This is a genomic window from Clostridium sp. JN-9, assembly GCF_004103695.1.
In the GTDB taxonomy this organism is placed as follows: domain Bacteria; phylum Bacillota; class Clostridia; order Clostridiales; family Clostridiaceae; genus JN-9.
Window position 1 is genome coordinate 93,174 of the sequence record NZ_CP035280.1, and the last position, 26,682, is coordinate 119,855.

The window sequence follows — 26,682 nt, forward strand, 5'->3', positions numbered from 1 at the left end:
AAAACTAAGATATTTCATATAAACAATTGGCTGAAGTCTACGAATATATATTATATATAGACTTTGGAGGTTGAATATGGATATTTTTACAATAATATTTTTAGTAATTAGTTTTGGATCTTTAATAGCAGGATTTGTGCTTGAAGGGGGAACTATTGCAGCACTTGGATCTGCATCTGCTGCAGTAATAATATTAGGCGGAACAATAGGTGTAACAGGTTTATCATTTCCTATAACTGAAATTAAAAGAGTACCAGCTATGCTTAAGGTGTTCTTTATCCATAAAGAAACTGATCTGGTGGATCTGGTGTTATATTTTAAGGAAATTTCTTTTAAAACAAGAAAAAATGGATTACTGAGCTTAGAATCAGAAATAACTGAAAATACATCAGTGGATCCATTTATTAAAAAGGGTCTTCAGCTGGCAGTTGATGGAATCGAACCTGAAGCATTAAGAAGTATATTAGAACTAGAAGTAGAGTCAACTTCTGAAAGACATAGAGATGAGCAGCTATATTTGAAACAGCTGGAGGATATGCCCCTACCATGGGTATTATAGGAACAGTTATGGGACTTGTTCATGTACTTGGAAATTTAAGTGATACTGCAAGCCTTGGACCTAAAATTGCTTCAGCATTTATAGCAACACTTTATGGTATTGGTACTGCTAACCTGATTTGGCTGCCCATAGCTGAAAAGTTAAAGGCACTGGATAACAAGGAATTTAATGAGAAGAGGCTTATAGTTGAGGCTGTACTTTATATTCAGGAAGGAGTCAATCCTAATACTATTTCTGAAAAACTTAAGGGATTCCTAAACAAAGAGGAATTAGCTAGGTTTGAAAGTAAAGATGGGAAGGTTGAGGTATGAAGAGAAAGCCTAAAAAATCTGGTAATTCTCAAAGATGGCTGCTTACTTATGTAGATTTGATTACCTTATTAATGATATTTTTTGTTGTTATGTACGCTATGAGCAATGTAAATGCAACAAAGTATTCACAGCTTAGCAATTCTTTGAAGGTAGCCATGGGTGGCGGGAAAAGCATTATTGGCACTTCAGATGCACCAAGTATTTCTAATAGTACTCAGGCAGTTGATACAGCCATTGTAGAACAGGATAAATTAGAGAATGTTAAGAAGCAGCTTGATAAATATTTAAAAGATAATAATATGAGTAATGAAGCCACATCTAAAGTTGAAGAAAGAGGATTAGTTGTAAGCTTAAATGATACATTATTTTTTGATTCAGCACAGGCTGTTATAAAGCCTGAATCTCAAAAGAAACTAATTGAAATGGGCAAAATATTAAACCAGCTGGGAAACTATATTAGGATTGAGGGACATACAGATAATGTGCCTATAAATAATAGCGAATTCAGTTCAAACTGGCAGCTTTCAGCAATTAGAGCAACAAATGTTACAGAACTGCTTATTAATAAGGCCGGTATTGCACCAGAAAGGTTATCATCTGTTGGATATGGCGAATACAGGCCAATTGCTGATAACTCAACAGAAGCTGGCAGAGCAAAGAATAGAAGAGTTGATATTATCATTATGAATACAAAATATAATCAGATAGAAAACAACAAAAAATAACTGCTGCAAAAGAGCAGTTATTTTTTTAAGCATATTTTACAATGAGTTTTTTTATTGTTAAAATAAACATATAAAAACATAAGAAACGAGAGAAGATAATATGATTAATTTAGTTAAAGATGATGAAACTTTAGATGATCTGCAGATAAACAATATACATATAATTCAAAAAAAGGATGCCTTTAGGTTTGGAGTAGATGCAGTACTTTTAGCTAACTATGCAGTAATAAAAAAGGGATCATTAGTAGTTGATTTATGCAGTGGAACAGGCATAGTTCCATTCATAATCTCCGGGAAAACTAAAGCAGCCAGTATAATTGGAATAGAAATACAGCATAATATGGTGGAAATGGCTGAAAGAAGTGTAAAATATAACGAATTGGAACAAAAGGTCAGCTTCATTAATGGAGATGTAAAAGATATAGGATTGTTAAAATCTATACCCAAAGCTGATGTAGTTACTGTTAATCCTCCATATAAACTAAAAAATTCAGGATTAATAAGCATCAGGGACAACAATGCTATTGCAAGACATGAAATACTCTGCACTTTAGATGATGTAATAAGAGCATCAAATATACTGTTAAAAGATAATGGCAGATTTTTTATGGTGCACAGGCCCGGCAGATTAGCAGATATAATGTGCACAATGAGAAAGTATAAAATAGAACCTAAAAGGATACAGATGGTTCAGCCCAGCATAAGTAAAGCTCCCAATATTATTTTAGTTGAAGGACAAAAGTATGGAGGTACATTTCTTAAATGGGAGAAAACCCTTTATGTTCACAAAGAAGATGGAGGCTATACTGAAGAAATTAATAAGATTTATGGAAGAAATGAATAATTATATTTAAGAACTGGAGGACATTTATGGATAAATCAATAGGCAAGTTATATATGGTACCTACCCCTATAGGTAACCTGAAGGATATAACTTTAAGAGCACTTGAAGTATTATCTGAATCAGACATTATAGCAGCAGAAGATACCAGGCAGACATTAAAGCTTTTAAACCATTATAATATAAAGAAGACTTTAATAAGCTATCATCAGCATAATGAAATGAGCAAAAGTGAAGACTTAATAAATATGTTAAAGGATGGGAAGACAATTGCACTGGTAACTGATGCAGGTACCCCTGGAATCTCAGATCCAGGCAGTGTTATTTTAAAGAAATGCATTGAGAGGAATATACAGGTAGAGGTATTGCCAGGAGCTGCAGCTTTAATCACTGCATTAGTTCATTCAGGCTTGGATACCACTAAGTTTATATTCAGAGGTTTCCTCCCAAGGGATAAAAAGGAGAGAAAAGAAGTTATATCGGAACTTGCAGATAGAAAGGAAACTTTAATTTTCTATGAGGCTCCTCACAGATTGCTCAGCACTCTGGAATTTTTATTAACTTCGCTAGGAGATAGAAATATTTCTTTGTGCAGAGAGCTAACAAAATTACATGAAGAAATCTTAAGGACAACAATAAGTTCTGCCATAAAAAAATACACTGAGATAAATCCAAAAGGTGAATTTGTATTGGTTATAGAAGGCATATCAGAGCAGCAGATAGAGGCAGAAAAGGCCATGGCGTGGAATAATCTGACTATGGAAGATCATATAAAAAGTTATATGAGTAAAGGACTTTCGAAAAAGGATGCTATTAAACAAGTGGCCAAGGAAAGAGATATCCCTAAGTCAGAGGTGTATAAGCATTCATTAGGATTATAGACTTATAGGCACCATTGTTAAGTATAATCAAAATATTCTGGAATTAAAATAAGTAATTTCTATATAAAATAAGAAATGTATAATTTTAGGGGTTGAGAAAGTAAAAGGACAAGTGGTATAATAATTCTAGTGTCTTAAATTTTTTTTTTGCGTAAAGGAGGTAGGTATAGTGAGAAAGAGAGCACTATCGGCTGTTCTGGCTATAAGCCTGGTATTAACATTAAAAGGTACTGCTTTTGCAGACCCTGCTGGATTGCAGAAAAGTCAAAGTGCGCTAAAGAGTACTCAGGACAAGAGACAAAGTCTTGAGGATGACATACAAAAGATGGACAACCAAGTTCAGGTATTGACAAACAAAATAGATGACAATAATAAAAATATAGAGAAAACAAAAAAAGATATTGCAGCCACTCAAAAGGATCTTGATAAGTCTGAAGAAGATATTCAAGCAGAACAGGACATATTTAACAAAAGAGTAAGAGCTATGTATATAAGCGGCTCTGACAGCTACATATACGTTATTCTGGAAGCTAAGGGATTAGGCGATTTGGTATCAAGGGTAGAAAATGTTAAAAAGGTTATTGATTTTGATAAAAATATTATCAAAGATTTAGATAATAAGAAAAAAGGTATAGAAGACAAGAAAAAAGCATTGGATGCTGAAAACGATAACTTGTTAGCAATAAAGTCAGATAATGAAAAAAAATTAGCACAGATTAATTCTGAAAAAGATGCTATAGTTAAGAAAGCAAATGAGTATAAGAACGAAGAAAAGAAATATTCTTCACAAATTTCGGCTTTTCAGGCTGAGGCTGCAAAGTATGTAAGCGGTATTACAGCATCGGTGCCTAAATATCAGCCATCAAGAGGTGCTGCATCAATTTCTTCAAATTCTGTAGTTGCTTATGCGGCTAATTTTATTGGAACTCCATATGTATGGGGGGGAACATCACCAAGGCCAGGCTTTGATTGTTCAGGATTTGTTCAATATGTATATGGACATTTCGGTGTTTCACTTGACAGATCAACATATGAACAAATACATGACGGAGCTGAAGTTCCATTAAACAGCATACAGCCAGGAGATTTAGTTTTCTTTGGTTCCTATGACAGTCCTCATCATGTTGGAATATATGTTGGCAATGGAATGTATATTCATGCACCACAGACTGGGGATTCAGTTAAAATATCACCATTATCAAGATCAGATTTCTCCAGAGCAAGGAGAGTTAGATAAATGCATAATACCAGTAAGTTTTAAATAAACTTGCTGGTTTTTTTATATATAGAAAAATCCCACATGAACGGGGAATCCATGTGGGGGGGATAGAGTGTACTATTTATCTATATAAATAATGTTAATTGCAATAAGTTATCTGCCTTCTTTTATTTCTTTTAAGCAGCTTTTGCAGATATTTTTCCCTTTGTAATTTATAACGTCTCTGGCATCTCCACAGAAAATACATGCAGGTTCATATTTCTTTAATATGATTTGCTCACCATCAACATATATTTCTAGAGCATCCTTTTCAGCAATATCTAATGTTCTTCTTAGCTCTATAGGAATAACTATTCTTCCTAACTCATCAACTCTTCTTACTACACCTGTAGATTTCATTTTATATTCCTCCTTAAAATTCTATGTTTCGACATTTGTTTAATTAAATAATAACAAATATGACATTAAAAGTCAACAACTTATATTATTATTTTACAAAAACATTATTTAATTCCATCTATAGTTAATATACTACCAAAATATACAAAAGTCAATACAAATTTCGATAAAAATACAAGTTTTTACTATACTCATAAGTCTAGTAAAATCAAAGGAAGTACAAGAATAATACTTAAAAACCGCATTTAGGTTACATATTTTGTCTGTTTTTATTATTAGAATCACAATTAAATAAAAAAGTAAGTTTATACCATATAATTAATTTGTGTCGAATTTTAATATATTAAATTATGACATATAAGAAGATTATAAGGTTAAAGCAGCTACTTTATCAATAAATACTATTATTCATTTTATAATATTGCCAATAAATTCATATTTTAAAACATATCATATAAATAGTGTAAAAAATAAACAATTTTTTTAAAAATTTATTAACATATTAAAATTCATATAACTTATATTTTATTTTTACAGAAAAGTGGGAAATATTAGAGCCTTAATTATATAAATAAAAAAGCTTTCTGTAAAGATAAGGCCAGTATTTTAGCTGTGTGGTATAATAAGGATATATTATATATTATAGGAGGGATTTTAATGAAGATATTTATTGATACTGCTAATATTGATGAAATTAAAAGGGTTGCTGCCTGGGGGATACTAGATGGAGTTACTACTAACCCTTCGCTAATAGCAAAAGAGGGAAGAGATTTAAAAGATGTTATACAGGAAATATGCAGTATAGTTGATGGCCCCATTAGTGCTGAAGTAATCAGCCTGGAAAGTGATGGAATGGTAAAAGAGGCAAGGGAATTAGTTAAAATACATAAAAACATAGTGATTAAGATACCAATGTGCGAAGAAGGGTTAAAGGCAGTGCATATCCTTTATAAAGAAGGTATTAGAACAAATGTTACTTTAATTTTTTCAGCACAGCAGGCCTTATTAGCTGCTAAGTCAGGAGCAAGTTATGTAAGCCCATTTGTTGGGAGACTGGATGACATTGGAAATGGCGGAGCTCCAGTAATAAGTGATATAGCAGAGATTTTTAACTATTATGGAATAAAAACTGAAATAATTGCAGCAAGTATCAGAAACCCAATGAATGTTCTGGAATGTGCAAAAGCAGGAGCTAATATAGCTACAATACCATATAAAGTATTAAATCAGATGTTAAAACATCCTCTCACAGATATTGGAATTGCCAAGTTTATGGATGATTATAAAAAATCTAGAAAATAATATAAAAGTTATCCACAGGATTTTATAATTTTAATAGAAATATTGCAGCAGCAAGGTAAGATAAATGTGCTCAAAATGAATGATACAGGAAGTTATCCACAGAAAAATGTTGATAAAGCATTTAATAGTGTGGATAACTTCTTTTTTTAATTTTAACCCTAATTATTAAATTTACATATATAAAAAATAAAATATTTATTAAATTATATCAGAGAACTTGTAATAGGTTAACTAATAACTTATAATGTAATTATAAAACAAATTAAATAGTATAGGTTAGGAGGTATCTTATGGAAGGCGAAGAGAGGGGACTGGATTATATAAATAATTTAATTAAAAATATGTCCAAAAGTACCATAATACCATATGAAGATCTACCTAAATATGACCTTTTTTTATCCCAGGTAATAGATTATTTAAATGATAAATTTGAAGGAGAAAAGTACACAAACAACATAGTTCAAAATTACATTAAAAGTGAAGTAATTTCCAAACCAGAGGACGGGAAAAAAAGAGGGTATACAAAGCTTCATCTGGCACAATTGGTATTGTTAAGTTATATGAGACCAGTACTCACAACAGATGAGATAAAAAAAGTATTCGATTTAGCTTTTAATCAGATTAATGATAGATCCGATGATATTATATCCTGGGAATATGCATATAAAATATTTTCAGAGATTCAGGATGAGAGTTTTGAGAAGTTCTTTTCCAAGCAAAGCCTTGATGAGGATAAAATAATGAAGATAGTTAAGGACTGCAATTTAAAGCCTGAAGATGAGGAAAGAATTGTAGTTTTTATGGTGGTTATGAATTTAATTGCACAGGCAAGTACCATAAAGAAATTAGTTCAAAATATTGTAGACAAATATCAAAAAAGCGATCACTAAAATGGGTGTAAAATAAAGTGTTGGAATAGGTTTTATTCTAATGCTTTATTTTTTGTTATGAATATTCCTAAGGATTCATTAATATAGGTATATTTATTTTAATAATACAGATAATTTATTATTGAATTAGTATTTTTTAGTAGTATGGTATAGACAAAAATAGATCTCTTTGCTTATAATTTAACTGTTAGTAGAAATTGGTTTATGGGGAGGAAATATTTATGAAAATAGTATTAGCTTTGGGGGGCAATGCTCTTCAGTCAAACCCAAAAGATAAAAGTGCTGCAGGCCAGTTAGAGACATGCAAAGAAACAGCTAAGTCAATTATAGATTTAATAGAACAGGGACATTCAATTGCTATTGTTCATGGAAATGGGCCTCAGGTGGGACAGATATTAAGCAGTGTGGAGACTGCTCACAAGACTAATGACTCCAATGTATTATTTCCATTTGATGTATGCGGTGCATTTTCTCAGGGATACATAGGTTATCATCTGCAAAATGCAATAGAAGAAGAACTTTATAAAAGAAATATTAAAAAATCTGTAGGAACTGTTATAACTCAGGTATTAGTTGATAAGAATGATTATGGATTTCAGAATCCAACTAAGCCTATAGGTTCATTTTATAGTAAAGATGAGGCTGATATTTTAGCACATGAAAAAGGTTATATTATGAAAGAGGATGCTGGAAGAGGCTATAGAAGAGTAGTTCCATCACCAAAGCCAATTGACGTTATAGAAAAAGATATAATAAAGGGTCTTTTCGAATCAGGTAAGATAGTTATATCCTGCGGCGGCGGCGGTATACCAGTTGTTAAAGAAGGCAGCATGGTAAAAGGTGTAGCTGCAGTAATAGATAAAGATTTTGCAGCAGAAAAACTGGCAGAAATACTTGATGCAGATATGCTCTTAATATTAACAGCTATAGATAAAGTAAGCATAAATTTTAATTCTCCCAATGAAAAGAAATTAGATTCTATAACATTAGACCAGCTTAATAAGTACATTGAAGAGAAGCAGTTTGCCCCTGGAAGTATGCTGCCAAAGGTAGAAGCCTGTAAAAAATTTATAGAATTTGACAATGATAAAATTGCAATTATAGCTTCATTATCAAAGGCAAAAGAGGCAATAAACGGGCTTTCAGGAACAAAAATAATTAAATCTGTTTAGCTTATATTAGATTTTAGGAGTAGTAAGATATGGATAAAAAATATATAAATGTTTATTCTGAAATAGGAAAACTTAAGACAATACTTTTACACAGACCTGGTGCGGAAATTGAAAATTTAATTCCGGAATATCTGGATAGACTATTATTCGATGATATACCTTATTTAAAGGTTGCCAGGGAGGAACATGACAACTTTGCTAATGTATTCAGAAAAAATGGAGTTAAGGTAGAATATTTAGAGGACCTAACAGCAGAAGCTTTAAATAATCCAATAATTAAAGAGAAGTTTGTGAATGAAGCTATTTTAGAAAACCTTTCTCATAATAATGATTATGATAAGCCATTGAAAGAGTATTTATTGTCAATGAACAGCAGGGATATGGTAGATAAAATAATGGCTGGAGTAAGAAAAAAGGATATAGGAATTAATGAAAATTTTGATGATTATCCATTTCTTATGGATCCAATGCCAAATTTATATTTTACCAGGGATCCATTTGCATCAATTGGCAAGGGAATATCTCTAAATTCTATGAGAACTGAAACTAGAAAAAGGGAAACTATTTTTGGTAAATACATATTTAAATATAATCCAGGTTTCAAGGATTCCAATATACCATTATGGTATGACAGAAATGAAAAGTTTTCTATGGAAGGCGGGGATGAACTGGTATTATCAAAAGATGTAATTGCAATTGGCAATAGCGAGAGAACTGATTATAAGGCAGCTATAAAAACAGCTGAGAATATATTTAAATATGGCGACAGCTTTAAAGTTGTTTTACTGTTTGATATACCTAAAATAAGAGCTTTTATGCATCTGGATACTGTATTTACAATGATTGATTATGATAAGTTTACTATTCATAAGGGAATTGAAGGTCAGCTTAAAGTTACTGCAATAACATATAATCATAAAGAGAGAGAAATTGTTTTAAATGAAGAGACTGGAAGCCTTGAAAAAATACTTTCAAAATATTTAGGGAGAGATATTACTCTGATAAGATGCGGCGGCGGAGATAAAATTATTTCTGGAAGAGAGCAGTGGAATGACGGCTCAAATACGCTGGCATTGGAACCAGGGAAGGTTATCACTTATGAAAGAAACTATGTAACAAATGAAATCTTAGACAAAAATAATATAAAAGTTATTTCTATTCCTTCATCTGAGCTTTCCAGAGGAAGGGGAGGTCCAAGATGTATGAGCATGCCTTTATACAGGGAAGATTTATAAAAAAATTAAAAAGGAGAGAATTATTATGGCATTTAATTTGAGAAACAGAAGCTTTTTAACATTGATGGATTTTACACCAAAGGAAATTAACTACATGCTTGATTTAGCTAAGAATTTAAAAAAAGCAAAATATACTGGAACAGAACAGCAGAAATTAAAAGGTAAAAACATTGTCTTATTATTTGAAAAAGATTCTACAAGAACAAGATGCTCTTTTGAAGTTGGTGCACTTGATCAGGGGGCTCATGTTACATATCTTGGACCAACAGGCTCACAGATGGGAAAGAAAGAGTCAATAGCTGATACTGCAAGAGTTCTGGGCAGAATGTATGATGGCATTGAGTATAGGGGATTTGACCAGTCAGTTGTTGAAGACCTTGCTAAATATTCTGGAGTACCAGTATGGAATGGCCTTACAACACAGGATCATCCAACGCAAATATTAGCTGACTTTTTAACAATTCAGGAACATATTGATAAGCCATTAAATAAAATAGTATTTGCTTATTGCGGAGATGGAAGAAACAATATGGCTAATGCTCTTATGATTGGTGCATCAAAAATGGGTATGGACTTTAGAATAGTTTCTCCAAAAGAATTATTTCCAGAAGCAGCATTGGTTGCAAAATGCGAAGAAGTTGCAAAGGAAACCGGAGCAAAGATTACAATAACTGAAAATGTTGCTGAAGGTGTAAAAAATGCCGATGTTCTTTATACTGATGTATGGGTATCCATGGGAGAAGCTCCTGAAGTTTGGGAATCAAGGATAAAGTTATTAAAGCCATATCAGGTTAATGAAGAAATGATTAAATTAACATCAAATCCAAAGGTTATATTTGAACACTGTTTACCATCATTTCATGATTTAAACACAAAAGTTGGCATGGAAATACATGAAAAATTCGGTTTAACAGCTATGGAAGTAACTGATGAAGTATTCGAAGGAAAACATTCAGTAGTATTTGATGAAGCTGAAAACAGGATGCATACAATAAAAGCCGTAATGGTTGCTACCCTAGGACAATAAAATCTGTAATAAGAGGCCTCAGAATATATATTTTGAGGCCTTTATTATTAAAATTTATGCAATAAGTAGCCCAAATAATGTATAATAATTATAAAAATAAAGTGTGCTTTAGGGGGAAATTAAATGGAATTTATTACAGATTTGTTTAAAAAGGAAGCAGTCAAGGAAATATCCGTATTTTTGCTGATTGTCTTATTTTTTTATTCAATGAGAAAAATGTTAAACTTATTCCTTTTAACATTTTTATTTACTTTTCTAATTTATAGTCTGCAGCAATTTATTGTAAAAAAGTTTTTGGTGAAAAACCGCTTAAATGAATTGTTAGTTACCATAATATTATACATATTATTAATAGCAATGTTTTCATACTTTATATACAAATATGTTCCCATTATTATAAATGAAAGTGCTGCACTAATAAATCAATTATCTGCAAGTAAAGATAATTCAAGTATTATTATGTTTCAGCAATACATTGATAAATATATTGGACCTGTGGATATAAAAGGATATATAAAGGGACGGTTTGATTCTTTATTTTTAATGGTTACTAATATTGGTAAAATGGGAATAAACGTATTTCTGGCATTTATATTAAGCTTCTTTTTCATGCTGGAGAAGCAGAAGATAAAACAATTCTTATCTAAATTTAAAACAAGCAGAGTTTCATCAATATATAATTACATAGAACTTTTTTGTATAAATTTCTCAAACTCATTTGGTAAAGTCATACAGGCTCAGATATTAATTGCAATGATCAATACAATAATATCTATTATTATTCTCAGCATTATGGGATTCCCTCAAATAATGGCTTTAGGATTTATGATATTTATCTGTGGATTAATACCTGTAGCAGGGGTTATAATAACATCGGTGCCGCTGTCAATAATAGCATTTAATATAGGCGGTATATCCAAAGTAATCTATGTATTGATTATGATTGCTATGCTTCACGGTCTGGAGAGCTACGTTTTAAATCCAAAACTTATGTCAAATAAAACCGAACTGCCGGTATTTTTTACATTTTTGATACTTATCGTATCAGAACACTTTATGGGCACATGGGGATTATTACTGGGTATTCCTCTGGTAATGTTTATTCTTGATCTGCTTAAAGTTAATGTTAGTAATTGATAAGAAGTTAAAAGCTCAAACAACAATGATATTAAAGTGTTGTTTGAGCTTTTTTAATAATTAAATATTTACTTTCTATATATTAAGCATATGCTCTGGCTGGATATACCCTGGCAGGTACCGGTAAAACCCAAGCCCTCTTCAGTTGTAGCTTTTATATTTACCATATCTATATCTATATCCAGTGCAGAGGAAATGTTTTTTCTCATTTCTGGAATATATGGAGACATTTTAGGTTTTTGAGCTATAATAGTGGCATCAATGTTACAAATATTATAATTCGAATCATCTAAAAGATTTTTAACATATTTAAGTAAAACAAGGCTGGATATACCACTATACTTTGCATCAGTATCAGGAAAGTGCATACCTATATCCCCTAAGGCTGCAGCTCCAAGCAGTGAATCCATAACAGCATGAATCAATACATCTGCATCAGAATGACCCAGCAGGCCTTTTTCATATGGGATGTGAACTCCTCCTAAAATAAGTTTCCTGTTTTCTACAAGTTTATGAACATCATAACCTAAGCCTACTCTCATAGCATCACCTCAAATTAATTATATATAAATAGTTTACCATAAATAAATAAGAACACAAAAATAAATATGTGTTCCATAAGATGATACCAATATTTATATTATTTTACAGAATGCATCTTGTGGTTATCCTTTTTATAATTATTTTCTTTATTAAAAATATTATAGAAAATTCTGCGTATTCTGTAAATTAACATATTGAAGAAGTTATTTTTTTTAATCTTCCTCTTATTTTTTGTGGAGAAGTCAACATAGATAACCTTATTCTTCATAGGCTAACATCCTCCTAAACCTTTATTTTAATATAATAATACCATAATAATTATGAATTGTTAAGAATTTTCCAAATAAAATAAAAATTACAGAGAATACAAAAAAATATATCATTTTATTCTCTGTAAACATGAGGATATTTTAAAGTTGGTTTACAAGTTACACTAGTATAATATAAAATAAATATAAAAATGTGATAAAAGTTATTAACAATATATGCACAACATATCCACAGCAGTGTAGAGAATCAACACTGCTTGCACAAGTTATGCACATAGTAAATGTGGACAATGTTAATAACTATAAAAACTATTTTTGTAAAAATATTTTATTTATGAACTTAAGGTAAGGAATAATGCTGATAAACCAAGCTTTGCCATTAGGTATTTATATTAAAATATTTTGCCAGTAAATATTTTAATATAGGCTTAAATAATGATTATTATATAAAAATAACAAGTTATGCACATGCATTCTGTGGATAATGTGACTAATTTATTGAAAAATGAATTAAATTTTTGTAACTTAATATAATATTATATATATTAGATTTGTATTATAATAAGTATATCAATACAAAATCAGGTAGGGAAGTGGTTATTTGAAGTTAAGGAATATAGCAGTAATTATGGTGTGTGTTCTAACATTAGGAATAGGTGCTTCTTATACTATTGCACATTCTACTAAAGAAAGATCAAAAAAGGATGTGCCTTTAAATACAGCTAAAGCCGATGAAGTGAAAAAAAATAATGAAAAAACTGCAGACATGACGAAAAAGGAAGTCAGTGAAGAAAAAAAAGACAGGACTTTTAAGAATGAAAGCCTGATTTACAATGACAAAGGTATACCAGTACTTATGTATCACTCAATTGATTATGAAAAGAATAATCCTTTAAGGATTCCAAAGGAACAATTCAGAGAGCAGATGAAGTATTTAAAGGATAATGGTTATACCACTTTGACATTAAATGAATTATATAGTTTTTTTGAAAACAATATGCCAGTACCGGATAAGTCTGTAGCTTTAGTATTTGACGACGGCTATGCTGATAATTACATAAATGCTTTTCCAATAATAAAGGAATTTGGTTTTAAAGCAACAGTTTTTGTAATTACTGATACTGTAGATAAAAGTGGAGCTTACTTAAACAGCACTCAGCTTAAAGAAATGGATGCATATGGATTTGATGTTGAGAGCCACACATTAGATCATGAAGAATTAAATAAACAAAGCTATGCAAAACAGTTAAATGAGCTAAAGGAATCAAAATTATTTCTGGAAAAACTGCTAAATAAACAGGTAAATTATTTAGCATATCCAGTGGGAAAATATAATAAAGAAACCATTAAAGCAGCAAAAGAGGCTGGTTATAAAATGGCATTTACAACAAATGGAACATGGTCTGATAAATCAGATGGCATGTATACTTTAGACAGAGTATATATAAGTGCGGAATCACCTATGTCTGAATTTATAAGAAGATTGACAAATAGGAACTATAATAAGTAGTAATAAAGTATATTGTTATATATGATATAATATAAATCTAATTATATACGTAATAAAGGGGTTAATTCATGAGGGGTTTAATTAAGCATCGATTAAAGAAGACATTCATTATAATATTGATATTATACATGGTTTGCATTGTATCCGTAAGAAATTTAAGTTTCAGTTTCAGAAGTGATTTAAAGAATACTAAAGATAATAATCAGGGTATTCCTGTGTTAATGTACCACTCTGTAAAAGATGATAAAAACAATCCATTAGTTGTACAACCTGAATTGTTCAAATCTCAAATGAAATATTTAAAAGATAATAATTACACTACATTATCTATGAGTGATTTATATAATTTCATGAAATACAATAAAAAAGTGCCTAAGAAGTCTGTTGTCATAACATTTGATGATGGTTATGAAGATAATTTTACAAATGCATATCCAATATTAAAAGATTATAATTTTAAAGCAACAATTTTTATAATAACGGATTTATGTAACCAGGGCGGATTATATATAAAATTTCCACAGATGAAAGAGATGATAAATAACGGAATAGAAATTGGGAGCCATACAATAGATCACAGCAAGCTTAGTAAGCTTACTTATAATGAACAGGTATATAATTTAAAGCAGTCAAAAAAAATAATTGATGAAAAATTAGGTATAGATTGCAGATATTTATCCTATCCCTTTGGAAAGTATAATAAAACCACAGTTAATGCTTCAAAAGAAGCTGGATATGATATGGCATTTACAACAAGTGGTAAATGGGCTTATAAATCTAATGGTATATATACATTAAACAGGGTATATATAGGCGGATTTTCAACAATGAATGAATTTGAGCAAAGGCTGACAAATCCAACATATCTGGACTTAACCTGGTTTCTGGATAAATAAAATTTAAGAAGAAGCTTCATTTGGAGGCTTCTTCTGTTTTTGAGGAACTGGAAATAAGCATGTTTATTTCCTTCATTTCACTATTTGTTAAATAGCGCCACTGGCCTATCTGCAGATCTTTAAGCTGTATATTCATAATTCGTATTCTTTTTAATTTATTAACGTTATAATCAAAAAACTCACACATTCTTCTTATCTGTCTGTTTAGACCCTGAGTTAATGTTATATTAAACGTATGGCTGCTCAGCTTTACTATTTTACATGGTTTAGTCCTTGTATTAAGTATATTTACACCGGAACTCATCTTATTTATAAATTCACTTGTAATTGGTTTATCCACAGTTACGATATACTCTTTTTCATGATTGTTCCCAGATCTTAATATTTTGTTTACTATATTACCGTCGTTTGTTAGTAATATCAATCCTTGGGAGTCCTTATCAAGCCTTCCTATGGGAAATATTCTCTGAGGATGATTAATGTAATCTATAATGTTTCCCTTAACCTTTCTTTCTGTTGTACAGGTAATACCAACAGGCTTATTAAATGCAATATATATAAGTTTTTTAGCAGCCTTTATCTGTTTACCATCAAGTGTAACTATATCAGTGGAATAAACTTTTGTGCCTATTTCTGCAATTTTATTATTAACGGATATTCTGCCATGAAGAATTAATTTATCAGCTTCCCTTCTGGAACATAATCCAGAGTCACTTATGAACTTATTTATCCTAATGGAATTTTCAGTATGATCTGTATTCAAACTATTTACCTCCAATTATTTAATAATAATTATTAGAATTTAATAAATACTATTGACATATAATATAAATAAAAATATAATATAAATATAAAGATACCATATAGGGGTATCCAATAGTAATCAAATTATTACTATTAGTTTTAGGAGGGATTTAAATGAAAAATGTTATGATTTATACATCAGATAGCTGTGTATATTGCAAAATGGCAAAGGAATATTTTCACACAAATAATATAGAGTTTCAGGAAAAGAATATAAAAGAACCAGCTGCAAGAAAAGAGTTAATGTCAATGGGAATGAGAAGCGTCCCTGTTATCAAAATTGATGATGAAGTAATATTAGGATTTGATCAGGAAAAAATTGAAAATGCACTTAAAGCTTAAATAGTTTAAAGGAAAAAGAGTAAAGCATGGCTTTACTCTTTTTTATTCTAATATACCTTCTTCTTTAAGAATAGCTTCTATTTCCTCAAGCTTAGAACATAGAAATGTAAAGTTATCCTTGATATTTTCCTTAGAAAAATGAGTTTCCTTTAAGGACTTTTCCATATTTTCAACAAGAGCTAAGGCTTCATCAATATCTTTCTGTGCTAAAACTAGTTTTGTTTCTTCCATATTAAATCTCCTTTAGTTCATACTATTTTTAATTTTATCAAAAGATTTATTATCTAAAAATGGTGCTGAAAATTCAAATGTCTTAAAATGTCCGCATTTTTCACACATACATGAGCAGATATCATAGGGTACATCATCTATAATAACGGGTTCCATCTGTTCAGCAACATAATCTCCTCCGCAAACTTCACAAGGTGTGGAATTTATTACAACTATTTCACTTTCTATATATTTCATAACATCTTTAATGACCATTTTGGACCTCCATCTATATAAATTCATTTTTTATGGTATCACTAAAAATAAATAAATTCAATAATATTTCTCAAATATTAATACTAGTACAAACATATACATAATATAAAATCAGCTATATTTGGAGGATTAAATGATTAATTTTATATGGTTTTTTATATTAGCCTTTGGAATCATATTTGGTATTATCACAGGAAGAGGAGATTTAATATCAAAAGCTATAATATCTTCCTCAGATAATACTGTTCAGCTTATAATAAAGCTTGTTGGTATGATGTGCCTATGGTGCGGGGTCATGAAAATAGCAGAAAAAAGCGGATTAACAGAAAAGCTTGCAGTAATATTAAGACCAATAATAAGGTTTTTGTTTAAAGATGCCGGGAAAAATGAAAAAGCTGTAGGTGCTATTATTATGAATTTAACTGCAAATATGATGGGGCTGTCAAATGCAGCAACTCCCTTTGGAATAAAGGCTATAGAAGAGCTAAGCAGAAATAATATTAATAAGGATACAGCCAGCGATGATATGGCGCTATTTTTAGTGTTAAATGCAGCATGTATACAATTAGTGCCTACCACAGTAATATCCATAAGGGCAGCCATGGGTTCAAAGAATCCGGGAGCAATAATATTTCCTGCTGTAGTTGCTACGGGAACAGCGGCTCTGGTTGGGATTATATCATGTAAAGTGCTGGAGAAATATTTTTAGATATGGGGGGCAGCTAATGGATTATTTTATTAAAGCTATTATTCCAATATTGATTATATCTATTGTAATATATGGTGTATTAAAGGGAGTCAAAGTTTATGAATGTTTTGTTGAGGGGGCAAAAGAAGGCTTAGGAATCTGCCTAAGAATTTTTCCTTATTTACTTGCAATGCTGGTTGCTGTTGGTGTGTTTAGGGAATCTGGAGCATTAGGCTATTTTACAGCATTTGCAGCACCAATAGTTAAAATAATTGGACTACCCTCAGAAATAGTGCCATTAGTGCTTATAAAACCTTTATCAGGAAGCGGGGCATTGGGGGTATTTACAGATATTATAAAAAATTATGGACCAGACACATATATAGGCATTGTGGCATCCATTTTAATGGGATCCACAGAAACCATATTTTACACTCTTACAGTATATTACGGAGCAGTTGGTGTAAAAAAAATAAGGCATACTCTGTGGGCAGCCTTATTTGCAGATATGACAGCAATAATTATGGCAGTAGTGTTAGCCAGATGAAATCTAGCTAACACTACTGCCAGGTAAGAACTAAGAACTAAGAAGTAAGAGGTAAACATATTTTTTAGCGGAGCTGAAAAATATGTTGCTTTTTATCTTTAGCATATTGTAAAGTATTATTAGGAACATTATGGAATAGGTGGGGAGATTTAAATGTCTAATAAAGGAATAAAAACTATGATAATAGGTGTAGTTATAATTTTGATAGGTATTTATATTGGAATACTAAGTCTTAGTGGTCTTAAAACACATGATAATGAATTGTTTTTGATAATTATAGGTGCTGTTGTAAGTATATTTGGATTTTTTGAAAAATAACATATATAAATATGAGAAATGCTGAAATATATTTTAATTAGCCTGTCCCTGACGGGAATTTGTTAACGTATCAACACTATTGAATAAAAGAGCCCTATATCTAAATAACAAAGATTAAATAACAGAGAACAAAGATTGTTGTTTTGCTTACAGCAAAACTTAAATTAAAGATTTCCTGCTAAAGCAGAAAATCTACATTATTTGTTATTTGTTCTTTAATCTTTAATCTTTAGTTTTAAAAGGAGCCCCGCTCAACAGTTTTAACTGCTAATGCGACAGCCCCATTTAGAAATGAAATCTTTGAACTATTAATTTTCAACTTTTAACTATTAACTGTAGAAGCTGTTAACTGATTCTGCTTCCTGTTGGCAATTCACCTGGAATTGATACTGCAAACAATTTAGTATCATCATCATTAGCTGCAGCTAAAATCATTCCCTGTGAAAGTTCTCCACGTAATTTAACTGGTTTTAAATTTGCAGCTAATACTACTTGTTTACCAACTAAATCTTCGGGCTTATAGAATTTGGCAATACCTGATACAACCTGTCTTTCTTCACCGCCAAGGTCAACCTTAAGCTTTAAAAGCTTATTGGAACCTTTCACTTTTTCGCAGGAAATAACTTTTACGACTCTTAAATCAATTTTATCAAAGTCATCTATTGTAATTTCAGGTTTAATTGGCTGAATTTCATGTGCAGCCTGCTTGGAATTTTCATTTTTTAATTTGTTAAGTTCTTCTATTTTAGCATCAACATCTATTCTTGGAAATAAATTTTCACCTTTTTTCACTTTGGTGCCGGCGCTTGTTCCATCAAAGGAGGCTAAGCTGTCCCATGATGTTAATTCTACAGACAACTGTTCATTTATTTTAGCACTGGTATCTGGTAAAAATGAGCTTAAGCATACTGAGACAAACCTTAGGCTTTCTGCCAGATTGTAAAGAACAGTACCCAATCTTTCTTTTTTAGAATCATCCTTAGCTAATACCCATGGAGTAGTTTCATCTATATATTTGTTGGCTCTTCCAATCAAAGCCCATATTTCATCCAATGCCTCCGGAATTCTCAGTTTATCCATTGCTTTTTCAGCCTTAATTGGAGTTTCCAAGGCTAAATTTATTAATTCATCATCTAAAGGCTCTTTTGCCAGAGGAGCAGGTATTACACCCCCAAAATATTTTACTATCATAGCAGTTGTTCTTGACAAAAGATTGCCTAAATCATTTGCTAGATCTGAATTGATCTTTTTAATAAATATTTCATTATTAAATAATCCATCCTGACCAAAGGGAATTTCTCTTAGCAGATAATATCTCACTGCATCTGTTCCAAAATGTTTTATAAGCACAACAGGATCTACTACATTTCCCTTTGATTTTGACATTTTTCCGCCATCAACTAATAACCAGCCATGACCAAATATTTGTTTTGGAAGGGGCAGACCTAATGCCATAAGCATAATTGGCCAGTAAATTGTGTGGAATCTCAATATATCCTTTCCTACAAGATGAACATCTGCAGGCCAGAATTTATTGTATAGTTCTTCATTATCTGTTCCATAACCTAATGCTGTTATGTAATTTGCCAGAGCATCCACCCAAACATAAATAACATGTTTAGGATCAAAAGTAACAGGAATTCCCCAATTAAAAGATGTTCTTGAAATACATAAATCCTGCAGACCTGGTTTTAGAAAGTTATTTATCATTTCATTTTTTCTTGTTTCAGGCTGAATGAATTCAGGATGGCTTTCAATATATTCAATAAGTTTGTCTGCATATTTTGACATTTTGAAAAAATATGCTTCTTCTTTAGCCTTTTCCACTGGTCTGCCGCAGTCAGGACAGTTGCCATTTACCAGCTGAGTTTCAGTCCAGAAGGATTCGCATGGAGTACAATACCAGCCCTCATAGGATCCTTTATAAATATCACCCTGATCATATAGCTTTTTAAATATTTTCTGAACAGCTTTCATATGATAATCATCTGTGGTTCTAATGAATTTATCATAACTTATATTCATGAGCTTCCATAGATCCTGAATGCCAGCAACAATCTCATCTACATAAGCCTTTGGAGTAACTCCTTTTTCTTCTGCGATTCTCTGGATTTTCTGCCCATGTTCATCAGTTCCAGTAAGAAACATAACGTCATAACCTGTAAGTCTTTTAAATCTAGCCATTGCATCAGCAGCAACTGTGGTATAGGTATTGCCTATATGCAGATTGGCAGATGGATAATAAATTGGTGTAGTAATGTAAAATGGTTTTTTAGTCATTAAAATCCCTCCTTTAAACTATAAAAAAACCTCTATATGGATTATAACCATATAGAGGCGTAATTACGCGATGCCACTCTAAATTATTCATATCTCGCAATATGAAACTCTGCAGGTGACTAACATCACCCTGCACTGTAACGTGTGCTTACGTATTATCTTACTAAGCTTCAGATAATATGCTCAGGAGCCATGTTCATAAACTTTTGGACCATGGGTTTTCACCAATATCCCATTCTCTTTAGGAACATCCGTTTACTACTCTTTCCTTCAATGCAAAGTATAAAATATGTTATATAGCTCAATAATAGGTTATCATATTAATTATGTCAATATTTTTTTGTAATTTCGCTGTATTTTTCCTTTATTATTTTTAGGTCATTCCAGAACAAGGATTTTTTGCTCTCATCTCTAAATAATGCGGCAGGATGAAAAGTTGCAATCATGTAAAAGCCCTTTCTCTCTACCCACTTTCCTCTATCTCTTGTTATTCTAAAACCTTTGCCTAATATATATTTCATTGCAGTTGCGCCTAAACAAACTATTATCTTTGGTTTTATAAGAGCAACCTGATTCCTGAGATAGGGAAGGCATGCCTCAGCTTCTTCTTCAAGGGGGGTTCTGTTGTTTTCCGGTCTGCATTTGCAAATATTACAAATGTAATACTCATTACGTGTAAGCTGCAGTGCTTCTAATCCCTTTGTAAGAAGCTGACCAGCCCTGCCTACAAAAGGTATGCCGGTTCTATCCTCGTCTGCCCCAGGAGCTTCTCCTATAAACATTAAGGGAGCTCTGATATTTCCATCTCCAAAAACCACGTTAGTTCTATTAGTATGGAGGGGACATTTTTCACATGTGATGCAGGTTTGATATAATTCCTGAAAGTGCATCAATAGTAATCACCTCTGTATTTTGTGTATTAATTACATTCTAGCACATATTCTGTTTTAAAGTCCTGAGTTTTATTAAAGCCTTTATTTAAAGATTCAATATTTATTTTCTTCTCAGCATTATTGCTGTAAGTAAATTTGTACAAGTTATAAGCTCCTTTTTTATATTCAAGGGTTGTATCATCATCTTCATAATAGCATGATGATCCACTGCCGGGGAATAATTTTAAAGTAACTGGAAGCTCTTTCTCTCCTACATAATTAAAGAAATCTTCATATACTGGTATTATTGAATTTTCTTTTACAAAAACACCAATATTGTTAAGTGGAATACTTATTGTATAATACTTTCCGCCTTCATATTTTTTATGAGTAAAGTAGTCATACCAGTACCCCTTAGGGAAGTAAACTAATTTTTCCCTTTCACCCTGATAAAGAATAGGTGCAACTAAAATATTATCGCCAAACATAAATTGAGAATACATATCAATTACGTTTTCATCATCATAAAAATCAAAAATCATTGGTCTGAATACAGGTATTCCTTCTTTATATGATTTATAGTATTGATTATAAATATAAGGCAGTAAATTATATCTGAGATTAATAGCGTTTTTGCAGATTTTTTCAGCGTCAGGGCCAAAACTCCATGGCTCCTGCCTTCTTGTAAATATTGCAGAGTGATTTCTGAATATGGGCAGAAAAGTTCCAAGCTCCATCCATCTTATAAAAAGCTCTTCTGTACAATCACCGCCGAAGCCTCCTACATCATTGCCTGTAAAGCTGAATCCTGAAATACCTAAATTGCAATTCATTGGAATTGACATCCTAAGGTGCTCCCAGGTACTGTAATTATCTCCAGTCCATATTGATGAATATCTCTGCCCTCCTGCAAAGGTGGCTCTTGTCATTGAAAACTGGCGCAGGTTAGGTCTCAGCTCTTCCTGAGCTTCATTTGAGCATCTGCTCATTTCCATTCCAAACATGTTATGGAATTCTGAATGAGTTATTGTACCATTACTGCTGTTATGAATGCATTCATCAGGCATAGTTTTTATGTCATTATTGAAAACAGCAGGTTCATTCATATCATTCCATATTCCATCAATGCCAATAGAAATAAAGTCCTTAAGTTCTTTTTTCCACCACTGTCTGGCTTCTGCATTTGAAAAATCAGGGAAGGCACTTTCTCCAGGCCATACTTCTCCTGTAAAAAGTGTACCATCAATATTTTTTATGAAGTGATCTCCTGCTAATCCCCTTTCGTATACACCGTAATTTTCCTCTACCTTTACACCAGGATCTAAAATAGTTACAACTTTAAATCCGTTTTTATGTAATTCCTTTAGCATTTCAGAAGGATTATTAAAATTATTTTTGTCCAAGGTCATTACTTTAAATTTATCCATATAATGAATATCCAAATAGATTGTATCGCATGGAATTTTATTTTTTCTAAGGCATTTAGCCAGATTAAGTACTTCTTTTTCTGATGCATAGCTGTATCTGCACTGCTGATAGCCAAGTGCCCATTTTGGCGGCAGCTCCATGGTCCCTGTAAGCTCCGAATATTTATGTACTACATCCTTTAAGTCATTGCCGGGAATAAAATAATACTGGATCTTTCCGCCTGCTGCTCCAAAATAAATCATGTCCTTAAAGCTTTTACCCATATCGAAAAAGCTTCTAAAGCTATTATCAAAATAAATTCCATAAGCGTTATCAGGCTTAAGTCCAGCATAAAAGGGAATTGTTTTATAGAATAAACTGGTTTCATCATTATTCATAGGATCATCAGTATTGTAATTTTCTAAGTAGCAGCCCTTTTTATTTAGGGAACCACCTTTTTCACCAAGACCATAATAGGCAAGGCAGTCGTTTGTTTTGCTGATAAAAATATTTGAATCCCGCCTTCCGGCAGCTTTAAAGTCAGAACAAATTATCTTCCCGTCCTTGGATTTGAATGCTATTTTTAAAGAACTTTTTTCTATATATGTGTCTGAAATAGTTCCATGTATTATAATATAATTATCATCTTCAGAGAAAGTACAATTAACCTTATGCAGATTATCTGTAACTGCATTTGTACTACTGCTGGTTTCAAAGGGTTCACCTATGAATATTTTAATTATTCCATTAGAAAAATTGGATATTTGAATTATTCCGTTAAGGAAGTGCACAAAAACATCTTTTTCTTTTTGTTCAACTGATAGATATCCACTTATAGGTATAACGTTTTCATATTTTGCATTGAATATTTCTTTATGAAGCAGCATGATAAAATCTCCTTTATTTATTATTTTTACACATCAATTCTAATATAAATCAGCATAATAATAAACTCTATATTAGAAAATTATTAATTATTACAAAATTTTTGGGGAAAATATAGACAAAATGCTTTTATGAGGTGATTGTAATAATGAAAGATTTAAAGGGAACTCAAACAGCGGATAATCTGGCAAAGGCATTTGCAGGGGAATCACAGGCAAGAAACAGATACACATATTACAGCAAAGCTGCAGATAGGGAAGGCCATAAGCAGATTGCAGCTGTATTTTTAGAAACAGCTGATAATGAAAATGAGCATGCAAAAATATTTTTTGATTTTTTAGTTCAGGGTTTAGGAAACGCACATATTAAAGTGGATGCAGAATATCCTGTAGGATATGGTAATACTGAGCAGAATCTGCAATATGCAGCTGAGGGTGAGAAGGAGGAATGGGGTACATTATATCCTTCATTTGCAGATATAGCAGGGCAGGAAGGGTTTAAAGAAATAGAAATAACAATAAGAAAAATCATAGAAATTGAAACTGCACATGAGAAAAGATATTTAAATTTGTTAAGCAGCTTAAAAAATGGAACTTTATACAAAAAGGATACAAATCAAAAATGGAAGTGCAGAAACTGCGGATATATTTTTGAAGGAAAAGAAGCACCAGCTGTATGCCCTGCCTGCAAACATCCACAGGGGTATTTTGAAATCATGTATGATACTCAGCCGTAATATGAAGGGATTTCATCTGCTGCTAAAGTTTTACTAAGATTAAAAAAATGATATAATTAAGGGAGTTTATATTGAGGGGTGATTACAATGGAAAAGTCAAAGGTATATTTTACAGACTTAAGAACAAAACCGGGATTAAATCTGCTGGATAAGCTGGAAAAGTTGGTAAAAAGGGCAGGAATAGAAAATATTGATTTTAAAAATCAGTTTACAGCCATAAAAATCCATTTTGGAGAGCCTTGAAATCTTGCTTATTTAAGGCCCAATTATGCCGCCAAAATAGTCAGCATGATTAAAGAGCTTGGGGGGCTTGTTTTTCTTACAGATTCAAATACATTATATTCTGGAAGAAGAGCCAATGCAGTTGATCATTTATTAGCTGCACAGGAAAATGGATTTAATCCATTATCAGTTGGATGCAATGTAATAATTGCAGATGGAATTAAAGGAACAGACTATAGAGAAATAGAAATAAATGAGAAGTATTGTAAAACAGCTAAAATAGGTGCTGCCATAGCTGATGCTGATATTATTATATCAATGACTCATTTTAAAGGTCATGAAATGACTGGATTTGGTGGAGTCTTGAAAAACCTTGGCATGGGTTCAGGTTCCAGAGGTGGAAAATTAGAAATGCATTCAGCCTCTCAGCCTGAAATTCACAAAGAAAACTGCATTGGCTGTGGAATGTGTGTAAAAAGCTGTGCACAGGAAGCTATTAGCATTAACGAAAATAGAAAGGCCGAAATAGATTATAATAAATGTGTTGGATGCGGACAGTGCGTGGCTGTATGCCAATTTAATGCAGCACAGGTTGTATGGGATGAAAGCGCAGTAACAGCAAATGAAAAAATTGCAGAATATGCATATGCTGTTGTTAAAGATAAGCCAAATTTTCATATTAGTTTTATTATGAATGTATCCCCAAACTGTGACTGCTGGGATTCAAATGACTTGGCAATAGTTCCCGATATAGGAATAGCAGCATCATTTGATCCTGTAGCCCTTGACAGATTATGTGTGGATCTTGTTAACAAAGCACCTATGATAAATGGATCAACTTTAAGTGACACCAATTATCATGAAGGAGAAGATAAATTTGGACATATCCACTTGAACACAAGCTGGGAAGCAGGGCTTAAGCATGGAGAGGAAATAGGTCTTGGCACACAGGACTATGAACTAATAACTATTTAACTAAGAAGTAAGAACTAAGAGGTAAGAGGTAAGAGGTAAGAAGTAAGAGTTAAAAGCTAGCAACTTTCAACTCTTAACTTTCAACTTTCAACTGAAGAATTGACTCTTAACTTTCAACTTTTAACTTTCAACTGAAGAAAGGGGTATTATGGAAGATATAAAAATATTTGATTCTCATGCTCATTATGATGATGAGCAGTTTGATGAAGATAGAGACCAGATTATTGAAGAAATTAAAAACAGTAATGTAATAGGTGTGCTGAACTGCGGTTCTTCTTTTTATGGAGCACAAAAATCTGTGGAGCTGGCAGAGAAAAATGATTTCTTTTACGCAGCAGTAGGTTTACACCCGGAGTATGCAAATGAAGTTGATGATAATATGATAGAAAAGCTTAAGCAACTGGCTAAAAGCCCAAAAGTAAAGGCAATAGGGGAAATTGGACTGGATTATTATTATAAAGAAAATCCGCCAAGAGAAATCCAGAAAAGGGCATTTATAAAGCAGATGGAACTGGCTGAAGAATTACAGCTGCCAGTTGTTATACATGACAGAGATGCTCATGAGGATACACTAGATATAATTAAAAGGTTTCCCAAGGTAAAAGGCGTTATTCACTGTTTTTCCGGAAGCCTTGAGTTTGCAAGGCTGTGCATTAAGCTTGGATACTATATTGGATTCACAGGAGTAGTAACTTTTAAAAATTCAAAGAAAATCAAGGAAGTAGCAAAAGAAATACCTCTTGAAAGAATGTTAGTTGAAACTGACTGTCCCTATATGTCACCAGAACCCAATCGTGGTAAAAGGAATAAATCGAATTATATTAAATTTATTATAGAAAAATTGGCTGAAATTAAAAGTGTGCAGCCTTCAGTGATATCGGAAAAAACATGCGAAAATATTAAGGACTTGCTAAGATTATAAAAATAGTGTAAAATTATATTACGTAATTTTAGGAAGATTAACAAGTTTTACATTATAACGTTGTAGATGATTAAAAATATAAATTTTAGCATATAATTATAACACATACATCTAATAATACTGCAATTAATACTACCACACCCGTATAGACTGTTATAATATCAATCAGCTATTATATTATTTTATATGATTTTAAGTTTATGCACATTGTGCATTTGCAAACAGTCTAATCTGCATAAGCAACATTTGACAATTTTCGTCACAAATAATATAATGTGTTTT

27 protein-coding genes, 2 pseudogenes and 1 other annotated feature are annotated in these 26,682 nt (G+C 31.8%); of the genes and pseudogenes, 20 read left to right on the top strand and 9 right to left on the bottom strand.

What is annotated here, in order from left to right; all coding sequences use genetic code 11:
• Window positions 1–76 precede the first annotated feature (76 nt).
• From EQM05_RS00505 to EQM05_RS00525, 5 genes and pseudogenes are all read left to right on the top strand, one after another.
• Window positions 77–870 (top strand): annotated as a pseudogene (locus EQM05_RS00505) (flagellar motor protein).
• Window positions 867–1,595: an OmpA family protein gene (locus EQM05_RS00510; RefSeq protein WP_128747927.1), complete on the top strand. Its 729-nt coding sequence runs from the start codon at window positions 867–869 to the stop codon at window positions 1,593–1,595. Before EQM05_RS00505 ends, EQM05_RS00510 begins: the two are co-directional and overlap by 4 nt.
• 100 nt (window positions 1,596–1,695) lie before the next feature.
• Window positions 1,696–2,439, top strand: coding sequence for a tRNA1(Val) (adenine(37)-N6)-methyltransferase (locus EQM05_RS00515; RefSeq protein ID WP_164917147.1), 744 nt, complete (start codon window positions 1,696–1,698; stop codon window positions 2,437–2,439).
• A gap of 26 nt (window positions 2,440–2,465) precedes the next feature.
• Window positions 2,466–3,317, top strand: a complete 852-nt coding sequence (gene rsmI, locus EQM05_RS00520; RefSeq protein WP_128747929.1) for a 16S rRNA (cytidine(1402)-2'-O)-methyltransferase — start codon at window positions 2,466–2,468, stop codon at window positions 3,315–3,317.
• 169 nt (window positions 3,318–3,486) lie between these two features.
• Window positions 3,487–4,554, top strand: coding sequence for a C40 family peptidase (locus EQM05_RS00525; protein ID WP_128747931.1), 1,068 nt, complete (start codon window positions 3,487–3,489; stop codon window positions 4,552–4,554).
• A 135-nt stretch (window positions 4,555–4,689) separates the two neighbouring features.
• Here the strand turns inward: EQM05_RS00525 and EQM05_RS00530 are convergent, their stop codons facing one another.
• Window positions 4,690–4,935 carry an AbrB/MazE/SpoVT family DNA-binding domain-containing protein gene (locus EQM05_RS00530; RefSeq protein WP_128747933.1) on the bottom strand — a complete coding sequence of 82 codons (246 nt, stop codon included), beginning with the start codon at window positions 4,933–4,935 and terminating at the stop codon, window positions 4,690–4,692.
• Window positions 4,936–5,592: 657 nt separating this feature from the next.
• On the opposite strand from EQM05_RS00530, the gene fsa reads away from it, so the two are divergent.
• The 6 genes from fsa (at window position 5,593) to EQM05_RS00560 (ending at window position 11,698) form a co-directional block, all read left to right on the top strand.
• Window positions 5,593–6,237, top strand: a complete 645-nt coding sequence (gene fsa, locus EQM05_RS00535; RefSeq protein ID WP_128747935.1) for a fructose-6-phosphate aldolase — start codon at window positions 5,593–5,595, stop codon at window positions 6,235–6,237.
• Window positions 6,238–6,527: 290 nt separating this feature from the next.
• Window positions 6,528–7,127 carry a DUF1836 domain-containing protein gene (locus EQM05_RS00540; protein WP_128747937.1) on the top strand — a complete coding sequence of 200 codons (600 nt, stop codon included), beginning with the start codon at window positions 6,528–6,530 and terminating at the stop codon, window positions 7,125–7,127.
• A 221-nt stretch (window positions 7,128–7,348) separates the two neighbouring features.
• Window positions 7,349–8,299, top strand: coding sequence for a carbamate kinase (gene arcC, locus EQM05_RS00545; RefSeq protein WP_128747938.1), 951 nt, complete (start codon window positions 7,349–7,351; stop codon window positions 8,297–8,299).
• Between the two features lie 29 nt (window positions 8,300–8,328).
• Window positions 8,329–9,534 (top strand): arginine deiminase, encoded by a 1,206-nt coding sequence (gene arcA / locus EQM05_RS00550; protein WP_128747940.1) that lies wholly within the window; start codon window positions 8,329–8,331, stop codon window positions 9,532–9,534.
• Between the two features lie 25 nt (window positions 9,535–9,559).
• Window positions 9,560–10,561, top strand: a complete 1,002-nt coding sequence (gene argF / locus EQM05_RS00555; RefSeq protein WP_128747942.1) for an ornithine carbamoyltransferase — start codon at window positions 9,560–9,562, stop codon at window positions 10,559–10,561.
• 123 nt (window positions 10,562–10,684) lie between these two features.
• On the top strand, window positions 10,685–11,698 hold the full coding sequence (locus EQM05_RS00560) for an AI-2E family transporter (protein ID WP_128747944.1): 1,014 nt from the start codon (window positions 10,685–10,687) through the stop codon (window positions 11,696–11,698).
• Window positions 11,699–11,766: 68 nt separating this feature from the next.
• Here the strand turns inward: EQM05_RS00560 and ispF are convergent, their stop codons facing one another.
• Entirely contained in the window at window positions 11,767–12,240 is a 474-nt protein-coding gene (gene ispF, locus EQM05_RS00565; RefSeq protein ID WP_128747946.1) for a 2-C-methyl-D-erythritol 2,4-cyclodiphosphate synthase, read from the bottom strand.
• 98 nt (window positions 12,241–12,338) lie between these two features.
• The gene (locus EQM05_RS15610) at window positions 12,339–12,509 is read right to left on the bottom strand and encodes a hypothetical protein (RefSeq protein WP_164917148.1); all 171 of its coding nucleotides are present in this window, start codon (window positions 12,507–12,509) and stop codon (window positions 12,339–12,341) included.
• Window positions 12,510–13,111: 602 nt separating this feature from the next.
• On the opposite strand from EQM05_RS15610, the gene EQM05_RS00570 reads away from it, so the two are divergent.
• Both EQM05_RS00570 and EQM05_RS00575 read left to right on the top strand, forming a co-directional pair.
• A complete protein-coding gene (locus tag EQM05_RS00570; protein WP_243108086.1) occupies window positions 13,112–14,020 on the top strand; it encodes a polysaccharide deacetylase family protein in 909 nt (302 codons plus the stop codon).
• Between the two features lie 68 nt (window positions 14,021–14,088).
• Entirely contained in the window at window positions 14,089–14,916 is an 828-nt protein-coding gene (locus EQM05_RS00575; protein WP_128747948.1) for a polysaccharide deacetylase family protein, read from the top strand.
• Between the two features lie 16 nt (window positions 14,917–14,932).
• On the opposite strand, the gene rluF is transcribed toward EQM05_RS00575, so the two are convergent.
• Window positions 14,933–15,679 (bottom strand): 23S rRNA pseudouridine(2604) synthase RluF, encoded by a 747-nt coding sequence (gene rluF / locus EQM05_RS00580; RefSeq protein ID WP_164917149.1) that lies wholly within the window; start codon window positions 15,677–15,679, stop codon window positions 14,933–14,935.
• Between the two features lie 155 nt (window positions 15,680–15,834).
• Here rluF and EQM05_RS00585 point away from each other — a divergent pair, with 155 nt between their 5' ends.
• On the top strand, window positions 15,835–16,062 hold the full coding sequence (locus EQM05_RS00585) for a glutaredoxin family protein (RefSeq protein ID WP_128747952.1): 228 nt from the start codon (window positions 15,835–15,837) through the stop codon (window positions 16,060–16,062).
• 42 nt (window positions 16,063–16,104) lie between these two features.
• On the opposite strand, the gene EQM05_RS00590 is transcribed toward EQM05_RS00585, so the two are convergent.
• Both EQM05_RS00590 and EQM05_RS00595 read right to left on the bottom strand, forming a co-directional pair.
• Window positions 16,105–16,293 carry a hypothetical protein gene (locus tag EQM05_RS00590; protein ID WP_128747954.1) on the bottom strand — a complete coding sequence of 63 codons (189 nt, stop codon included), beginning with the start codon at window positions 16,291–16,293 and terminating at the stop codon, window positions 16,105–16,107.
• 12 nt (window positions 16,294–16,305) lie between these two features.
• A complete protein-coding gene (locus tag EQM05_RS00595; RefSeq protein WP_128747956.1) occupies window positions 16,306–16,548 on the bottom strand; it encodes a metal-binding protein in 243 nt (80 codons plus the stop codon).
• A gap of 133 nt (window positions 16,549–16,681) precedes the next feature.
• Here EQM05_RS00595 and EQM05_RS00600 point away from each other — a divergent pair, with 133 nt between their 5' ends.
• From EQM05_RS00600 to EQM05_RS15615, 3 genes are all read left to right on the top strand, one after another.
• Window positions 16,682–17,257 (top strand): nucleoside recognition domain-containing protein, encoded by a 576-nt coding sequence (locus EQM05_RS00600; RefSeq protein ID WP_128747958.1) that lies wholly within the window; start codon window positions 16,682–16,684, stop codon window positions 17,255–17,257.
• A gap of 16 nt (window positions 17,258–17,273) precedes the next feature.
• Window positions 17,274–17,783, top strand: coding sequence for a spore maturation protein (locus EQM05_RS00605; protein WP_128747960.1), 510 nt, complete (start codon window positions 17,274–17,276; stop codon window positions 17,781–17,783).
• A gap of 153 nt (window positions 17,784–17,936) precedes the next feature.
• Window positions 17,937–18,101, top strand: a complete 165-nt coding sequence (locus tag EQM05_RS15615) for a hypothetical protein (RefSeq protein WP_164917150.1) — start codon at window positions 17,937–17,939, stop codon at window positions 18,099–18,101.
• Between the two features lie 345 nt (window positions 18,102–18,446).
• Here EQM05_RS15615 and metG read toward each other — a convergent pair whose 3' ends face one another.
• The 3 genes from metG to EQM05_RS00620 form a co-directional block, all read right to left on the bottom strand.
• Complete coding sequence (gene metG / locus EQM05_RS00610) at window positions 18,447–20,381, bottom strand: methionine--tRNA ligase (RefSeq protein WP_128747962.1); 1,935 nt, start codon at window positions 20,379–20,381, stop codon at window positions 18,447–18,449.
• Window positions 20,382–20,431: 50 nt separating this feature from the next.
• Window positions 20,432–20,664: a binding site (T-box leader), on the bottom strand.
• 46 nt (window positions 20,665–20,710) lie between these two features.
• Complete coding sequence (locus EQM05_RS00615) at window positions 20,711–21,274, bottom strand: uracil-DNA glycosylase (protein WP_128747964.1); 564 nt, start codon at window positions 21,272–21,274, stop codon at window positions 20,711–20,713.
• A 26-nt stretch (window positions 21,275–21,300) separates the two neighbouring features.
• Complete coding sequence (locus tag EQM05_RS00620; RefSeq protein ID WP_128747966.1) at window positions 21,301–23,547, bottom strand: TIM-barrel domain-containing protein; 2,247 nt, start codon at window positions 23,545–23,547, stop codon at window positions 21,301–21,303.
• Between the two features lie 146 nt (window positions 23,548–23,693).
• Here EQM05_RS00620 and rbr point away from each other — a divergent pair, with 146 nt between their 5' ends.
• The 3 genes and pseudogenes from rbr to EQM05_RS00635 all read left to right on the top strand — a co-directional run bounded on the left by rbr (window position 23,694) and on the right by EQM05_RS00635 (window position 26,400).
• On the top strand, window positions 23,694–24,281 hold the full coding sequence (gene rbr, locus EQM05_RS00625; protein ID WP_128747968.1) for a rubrerythrin: 588 nt from the start codon (window positions 23,694–23,696) through the stop codon (window positions 24,279–24,281).
• A gap of 87 nt (window positions 24,282–24,368) precedes the next feature.
• A pseudogene (locus EQM05_RS00630) lies at window positions 24,369–25,478 on the top strand (DUF362 domain-containing protein).
• A gap of 148 nt (window positions 25,479–25,626) precedes the next feature.
• A complete protein-coding gene (locus EQM05_RS00635) occupies window positions 25,627–26,400 on the top strand; it encodes a TatD family hydrolase (protein ID WP_128747970.1) in 774 nt (257 codons plus the stop codon).
• Window positions 26,401–26,682: the final 282 nt, after the last annotated feature.

What these genes read in the sequence shown, in the direction of transcription:
- EQM05_RS00510 (WP_128747927.1), top strand. Translation starts at nt 867, where the DNA reads ATGAAGAGAAAGCCTAAAAAATCTGGTAATTCTCAAAGATGGCTGCTT.
- EQM05_RS00515 (WP_164917147.1), top strand. Translation starts at nt 1,696, where the DNA reads ATGATTAATTTAGTTAAAGATGATGAAACTTTAGATGATCTGCAGATA.
- rsmI (WP_128747929.1), top strand. Translation starts at nt 2,466, where the DNA reads ATGGATAAATCAATAGGCAAGTTATATATGGTACCTACCCCTATAGGT.
- EQM05_RS00530 (WP_128747933.1), bottom strand. Translation starts at nt 4,935, where the DNA reads ATGAAATCTACAGGTGTAGTAAGAAGAGTTGATGAGTTAGGAAGAATA.
- fsa (WP_128747935.1), top strand. Translation starts at nt 5,593, where the DNA reads ATGAAGATATTTATTGATACTGCTAATATTGATGAAATTAAAAGGGTT.
- EQM05_RS00540 (WP_128747937.1), top strand. Translation starts at nt 6,528, where the DNA reads ATGGAAGGCGAAGAGAGGGGACTGGATTATATAAATAATTTAATTAAA.
- arcC (WP_128747938.1), top strand. Translation starts at nt 7,349, where the DNA reads ATGAAAATAGTATTAGCTTTGGGGGGCAATGCTCTTCAGTCAAACCCA.
- arcA (WP_128747940.1), top strand. Translation starts at nt 8,329, where the DNA reads ATGGATAAAAAATATATAAATGTTTATTCTGAAATAGGAAAACTTAAG.
- argF (WP_128747942.1), top strand. Translation starts at nt 9,560, where the DNA reads ATGGCATTTAATTTGAGAAACAGAAGCTTTTTAACATTGATGGATTTT.
- EQM05_RS00560 (WP_128747944.1), top strand. Translation starts at nt 10,685, where the DNA reads ATGGAATTTATTACAGATTTGTTTAAAAAGGAAGCAGTCAAGGAAATA.
- ispF (WP_128747946.1), bottom strand. Translation starts at nt 12,240, where the DNA reads ATGAGAGTAGGCTTAGGTTATGATGTTCATAAACTTGTAGAAAACAGG.
- EQM05_RS15610 (WP_164917148.1), bottom strand. Translation starts at nt 12,509, where the DNA reads ATGAAGAATAAGGTTATCTATGTTGACTTCTCCACAAAAAATAAGAGG.
- EQM05_RS00575 (WP_128747948.1), top strand. Translation starts at nt 14,089, where the DNA reads ATGAGGGGTTTAATTAAGCATCGATTAAAGAAGACATTCATTATAATA.
- EQM05_RS00585 (WP_128747952.1), top strand. Translation starts at nt 15,835, where the DNA reads ATGAAAAATGTTATGATTTATACATCAGATAGCTGTGTATATTGCAAA.
- EQM05_RS00590 (WP_128747954.1), bottom strand. Translation starts at nt 16,293, where the DNA reads ATGGAAGAAACAAAACTAGTTTTAGCACAGAAAGATATTGATGAAGCC.
- EQM05_RS00595 (WP_128747956.1), bottom strand. Translation starts at nt 16,548, where the DNA reads ATGGTCATTAAAGATGTTATGAAATATATAGAAAGTGAAATAGTTGTA.
- EQM05_RS00600 (WP_128747958.1), top strand. Translation starts at nt 16,682, where the DNA reads ATGATTAATTTTATATGGTTTTTTATATTAGCCTTTGGAATCATATTT.
- EQM05_RS00605 (WP_128747960.1), top strand. Translation starts at nt 17,274, where the DNA reads ATGGATTATTTTATTAAAGCTATTATTCCAATATTGATTATATCTATT.
- EQM05_RS15615 (WP_164917150.1), top strand. Translation starts at nt 17,937, where the DNA reads ATGTCTAATAAAGGAATAAAAACTATGATAATAGGTGTAGTTATAATT.
- metG (WP_128747962.1), bottom strand. Translation starts at nt 20,381, where the DNA reads ATGACTAAAAAACCATTTTACATTACTACACCAATTTATTATCCATCT.
- EQM05_RS00620 (WP_128747966.1), bottom strand. Translation starts at nt 23,547, where the DNA reads ATGCTGCTTCATAAAGAAATATTCAATGCAAAATATGAAAACGTTATA.
- rbr (WP_128747968.1), top strand. Translation starts at nt 23,694, where the DNA reads ATGAAAGATTTAAAGGGAACTCAAACAGCGGATAATCTGGCAAAGGCA.
- EQM05_RS00635 (WP_128747970.1), top strand. Translation starts at nt 25,627, where the DNA reads ATGGAAGATATAAAAATATTTGATTCTCATGCTCATTATGATGATGAG.